This is a genomic window from Actinomadura sp. NPDC049382, from assembly GCF_040677125.1.
In the GTDB taxonomy this organism is placed as follows: domain Bacteria; phylum Actinomycetota; class Actinomycetes; order Streptosporangiales; family Streptosporangiaceae; genus Spirillospora; species Spirillospora geliboluensis.
In genome coordinates this window covers 1-4880 of the sequence record NZ_JBFARO010000236.1, presented here as the reverse complement: position 1 = coordinate 4880, position 4880 = coordinate 1, and the positions used below count along the sequence as shown (strand labels likewise).

6 protein-coding genes are annotated in these 4880 nt (G+C 75.9%); 4 read left to right on the top strand and 2 right to left on the bottom strand.

All coding sequences use genetic code 11. The features are described 5' to 3' along the window. A partial coding sequence (locus tag AB0K34_RS46030) for a hypothetical protein (protein WP_364554837.1) occupies positions 1–477 on the bottom strand: 477 nt, incomplete at its 3' end. Between the two features lie 234 nt (positions 478–711). Continuing rightward, positions 712–1395, bottom strand: a complete 684-nt coding sequence (locus AB0K34_RS46025; RefSeq protein ID WP_301178242.1) for an HAD family phosphatase — start codon at positions 1393–1395, stop codon at positions 712–714. Positions 1396–1584: 189 nt separating this feature from the next. Between AB0K34_RS46025 and AB0K34_RS46020 the strand changes: the two genes are divergently transcribed. From AB0K34_RS46020 to AB0K34_RS46005, 4 genes are all read left to right on the top strand, one after another. Further along, positions 1585–2043 carry a universal stress protein gene (locus tag AB0K34_RS46020; protein ID WP_138639961.1) on the top strand — a complete coding sequence of 153 codons (459 nt, stop codon included), beginning with the start codon at positions 1585–1587 and terminating at the stop codon, positions 2041–2043. Positions 2044–2261: 218 nt separating this feature from the next. Next, positions 2262–3116 carry a PAC2 family protein gene (locus tag AB0K34_RS46015; protein WP_301178243.1) on the top strand — a complete coding sequence of 285 codons (855 nt, stop codon included), beginning with the start codon at positions 2262–2264 and terminating at the stop codon, positions 3114–3116. 158 nt (positions 3117–3274) lie between these two features. After that, complete coding sequence (locus AB0K34_RS46010; protein WP_364554834.1) at positions 3275–3808, top strand: TrmH family RNA methyltransferase; 534 nt, start codon at positions 3275–3277, stop codon at positions 3806–3808. Positions 3809–3847: 39 nt separating this feature from the next. Next, positions 3848–4880: serine/threonine-protein kinase (locus AB0K34_RS46005; protein WP_364554832.1), on the top strand; the 1033-nt coding region annotated here is incomplete at its 3' end.

Below are 4880 nucleotides of genomic sequence, written 5' to 3'. Positions count from 1 at the left end.
GTCGGTGAACTTCGACGTCTCGGTGTTCGAGCTGCTGACCACCCTGTCCACCGGCGGCACGGCCGAGGTGGTGCCGAACATGCTCGCGCTCGCGGCGCCGCCCTGCGCGGGCCCCTCCACGGCGCCCTTGGACTTGCCGCGCCCGGCGGCCTTGCGCCCGCCGTCCCCGGCGGCCCGGCCCGCGCCCGCGGCGCCGGCCTCCTCGCCGCCCGCGCGGCGGCTCAGCATCGCGCCCGAGGTCAGGTAGAGCAGGACGGCCAGGCCCGCCACCCCGACGCCCGCCCACTTCACCGGGCTGAACGCCAGGTCGACGAAGAACTCCGTCACCCCCGTCATCGCCGCCGCCAGCGGCACCAGGGACAGCGCCGCGCCGCGCAGGCCGGTGCCCGCGCCGCGGCGGCGGTAGGCGCCATAACTGATCACCAGACCGACCAGGGTCACCCCGAGGCTGATCGCGAAAATGGCTGCGTCGCTCATGCCGGCCCCTCATTCCGAACGGTGGTCCTCCCTCCCATCGTCACACGCGGGACGGCGGTACCGCTCCTCCCGGCGGACGGTTCCCGGCCTGGTCGGCCTCCTCCTCCGGCGGGAGCCCGGTCCTGCGGAACGCTCCCCCGGAGGCAGCCCTCGGGTACCGGTCGGGCGTGCGCCGGCCGGCGGACATCAGCCGACCGGCGGACGTCACCCGGCGGGCGGCGGGCGGGGCGCGTGTCAGCCGGGCGCGGGCTCGCCGGCCGCCAGGGCGCGCAGCAGGTCCACGTCGACCTCGCGCAGCGAGGCGACCACGGTGCGGCCCGGAGCGGGCGGGATCGGCAGGACGCCCGGGACGGCGATGGTGGCGCAGCCCGCCGCCTCCCCCGCCGCGACCCCGTTCGGGGAGTCCTCCAGGACGACGCAGCGGGCCGGGTCGGCGCCGAGGCGCGCGGCGGCCGTCAGGTACGGCTCGGGGTCGGGCTTGGTGCGGGCGACCTCGTCGCCGGCGACGCTCAGCGCGAAGTGCTCGCGGCCGATCGCGTCCAGCACCGGCTCGATCAGCCGCCGGTGGCTGGAGGACACCAGCGCCGCCGGGACGCCCGCCGCGCGGACCGCGGCGAGCAGCTCCTTGGCGCCGGGCATCATCGGGACGCAGGCGGTGAGGCGCTCGGCCATGCCGTCCAGCATCCGCCGGGCGATCTCCGCCGGGTCGGCGGCCGCGCCGGTCAGCTCCAGCATGTAGTCGACGGCGATGGCGATGGAGCCGCCGACGAGCCGCTCCTGGTGGGCGGGGCTCCACTCGCCGCCGAGCCACGCCATGACCTCCGTCTCGACCTCCAGCCAGACGTGCTCGGAGTCGATGAGGAGGCCGTCCATGTCGAACATCACGGCCTGCAGGCCGCCGCGGTCTCCTGCGCTCATGCGCGCCGTCCCGGATGCGGGGGACGCGAGATGGGGGTGCTCATGTATCCCCACCATAACCGCGTGATCGCGGGCGCCGTCCGGCCCCCTCACCGGCCGCTTTTGGACGAGGTGTGCAAGGAGACGGTGACGGATGGGTCACCGGCCCGATACCGTGCCTGCAGTGACTACCAACGGGTAAGGAACGGCATGAGCGCGTACCGCATCATCCTCGTCGGCACCGACGGCTCGGACTCCTCGTTCCGCGCGGTGGACCGCGCCGCGCAGCTGGCCGCCGCCACCGGCGCCACCCTCCTGCTGGCCTCCGCCTACAGCCCCATGCCCGAGCGGGAGCGCGCCAGCGCCGCCGACCGGCTCGGGGACCTGGCGTACAAGGTGCAGGGCTCGACGCCCGCCGACGACGCGCTGCGGGCGGCGCGCGAGCGCGCGGTCGCGGCCGGCGCGCTCGACATCGACCAGGTCGCGGTGGAGGGCGACGCCGTCGACGTCATCTCCAAGCTCGCCAAGGAGCGCGGCGCCGAGCTGGTCGTGATCGGCAACCGGGGCCTGAACAGCCTCGCGGGCCGGATCCTCGGGTCGGTCCCGGCGAACCTGTCGCACCGGGCGCCCTGCGACGTGCTGATCGTGCACACCACCGACGGCAAGTGACCCCCCGGCCGGCCCCCGCCGCGCGCCCCGCCTCCGCCCCGGGTACCCCCGGGAGTTCCGCCGCGGGCGTACAGGGCGGGGGTCTGGCTCTCGGGGGGTGGGGTAGGTCACTGTCAGGACGTAGGCTGACAGCCACCGATCATGAGCGGGGCCCCCGACCCCGGGAATGACGGCCCCCGTCGGTGACGCTGTACCTGGGCGTCGGAAGGAGGCAGCGCGTGGTCGAGCTCGAAAGCGTGCCGGAACTCGTCGATCCGGTGCTCGTGGCCGCCTTTGAGGGGTGGAACGACGCCGGGGAGGCCGCCAGCGGGGTGATCGCGCATCTGGAGTCGACCTGGGAAGCGGTGCCGATCGCCGAGCTCGATCCCGACGACTACTACGACTTCCAGGTCACCCGCCCGATCGTGGAGATGACCGACGGCGAGACCCGCGGCATCACCTGGCCGACGACCCGGGTGTCGTGGGCGCGGCTGCCGAACGGCAAGGACGTCGTCCTGCTGCACGGGATCGAGCCGAACATGCGGTGGCGGTCGTTCTGCCGCGAGCTGGTCGGGCTGATGCTGGAGCTGCGGATCGGCAACGTCGTGCTGCTGGGCGCGCTGCTGGCCGACGCGCCGCACACCCGCCCGGTCCCGGTGACCGGCGCGGCGTCGGAGGCGGGGCTGGTCAGCACCCTGCACCTGGAGCCCGCCCGCTACGAGGGGCCGACCGGCATCCTCGGCGTGCTGCAGGACGCGTGCGCCAAGGCCGACCTCGACACCGTGTCGCTGTGGGCGGCGGTCCCGCACTACGTCGCGCAGCCGCCGTCGCCGAAGGCGACGCTCGCGCTGCTGCGCCGCGTCGAGGACCTCCTCGACGTCACCGTCCCGCTCGGCGAGCTGCCCGAGGAGGCGCGCGCCTGGGAGCACGGCGTCAACGAGCTCGCCGAGGAGGACTCCGAGGTCGCCGAGTACGTCCGGACGCTGGAGGAGCAGAAGGACGCCACCGAGCTGCCGGAGGCGAGCGGCGACGCGATCGCCCGCGAGTTCGAGCGCTACCTGCGGCGCCGCGACCCCGGGCGCGGGCCGGGCTAGCGGACGGCCGGGCGGATGCCTGGCGGCGGGCGGATGCCGGGCGGCGGGCCGCGGGGTTACACTCGGTCGCGTCCCGCCGTCGGCGATGGCCCGCGCACGCCGCCAAGTGCGCCGATCATGATCTTCTTCTTCCCGGAGGGCGGTGGCGCCCGGCGCCGGTGAGCCGCCGGACCGCCGGCCCGGCGATCCGGGTCCGCGCCCCGCGCGAGCTGCGCCGGCAGCGCCGCCGCCACGCCCACTCCTGCTGGGACCACCTCCTCGCCGCGCCGCTGTGGCCGCTGCACGGCGCCAACCTCGGGACGCTGCTGCGGACCTGCGACGCGGTCGGCGCGTGCCTGGCCGTCCCCCGGTTCCCCTGGGTGCCGGAGGCCCTCGAACGCGGCAACACGCTGCGGCGGCCCGCCTGCGTCCACTGGGTGAACGACCCGCTCGGGTGGCTGCGGCACCAGCGCGAGGCCGGTTCGCGGGTCGTCGGGGTCGAGCTGGCGGACGAGGCGGTCCGGCTCGCGGACCTGCCCGCCGCCCGCGTCCGGACGGTCGCCGTGCTGGGCCACGAGCAGACCGGCATCCCCGCGGAGGCGGTCGACCTGCTCGACCTCGCCGTGGAGATCCCTATGGTGGGACATGGCAGCAGCTTGAACGTGGCCGTCGCCGGCTCGCTCGTCCTCTATAGGCTGGCGGGCCTGCTGTGATGGGCGGCCATCACCGACCGGACCGGAGGGAGCGCAGGTTTGCCGGAGGCCCAGCCGCTGCGTCCGCACGACCCGGTCCGCCTCGGCCGCTACGAGCTCCTCGGGCGGCTCGGGGCCGGCGCCCAGGGCACGGTGTTCCTCGCGGAGGGCGCCGGCGGGGAGCGGGTGGCGGTCAAGCTCCTGCAGGTCCAGTTCGACGACGACGCCACCGCGCGGGCCCGGTTCGTCCGCGAGGCGGAGGCGGCCAAGCAGGTCGCCCGGTTCTGCACCGCGCAGCTCCTGGACGCCGAGGTCGCCGGGGACACCCCGTACCTGGTCAGCGAGTACGTCCCCGGTGAGGCGCTGAACCGCGCCGTCGCGCGGGACGGGCCGCTGGCCGGCGGGGCGCTGGACCGGCTCGCCGTCAGCACCGCGAGCGCGCTGACGGCGATCCACCGCGCGGGCGTCGTGCACCGCGACCTCAAGCCGCACAACGTGCTGCTCGGCCCGGACGGGCCCCGCGTGATCGACTTCGGGCTGTCGCGGGTGCTGGACGCGGCGAGCGCCGTGAGCAGCCGCGCCGTCGGGACGCCCGCGTACATGGCGCCCGAGCAGGTGTCCGGCGGGAGCGTCGGCGCCGCCGCGGACGTGTTCGGCTGGGGCGCGACGATGACGTTCGCCGCGACGGGGCGGCCCCCGTTCGGGTCCGACTCCATCCCGGCGGTGATGTACCGGGTCCTGCACCACGATCCCGACCTCGGCGGACTGGACGGGGAGCTGGGCGCGCTGGTCGCGGCGGCGCTGGCGAAGGACCCGGCGCGGCGGCCGACGGCGGCGCAGCTGCTGCTGCTTCTCGTCGGCCACGACGACGCCTTCGACGTCGCCGCCGCGTCCGCCGCCTCGGAAGGCGGCACGGACGGCGGCACGGCCAGCGGCACGGACGGCATCGTGGACGGCGTTCCGGCCGTCGCCGGCGTCCTGCCCGCTGAGCCCGCGGCGGGGCCACGGGGTGCGCGCGTTCGCGGCCTGCGGTTTCGAGGGCGACCACACCGCGGTCCGGCGCGCCATGGCCTGGCTCATGCGGCCGGAACTC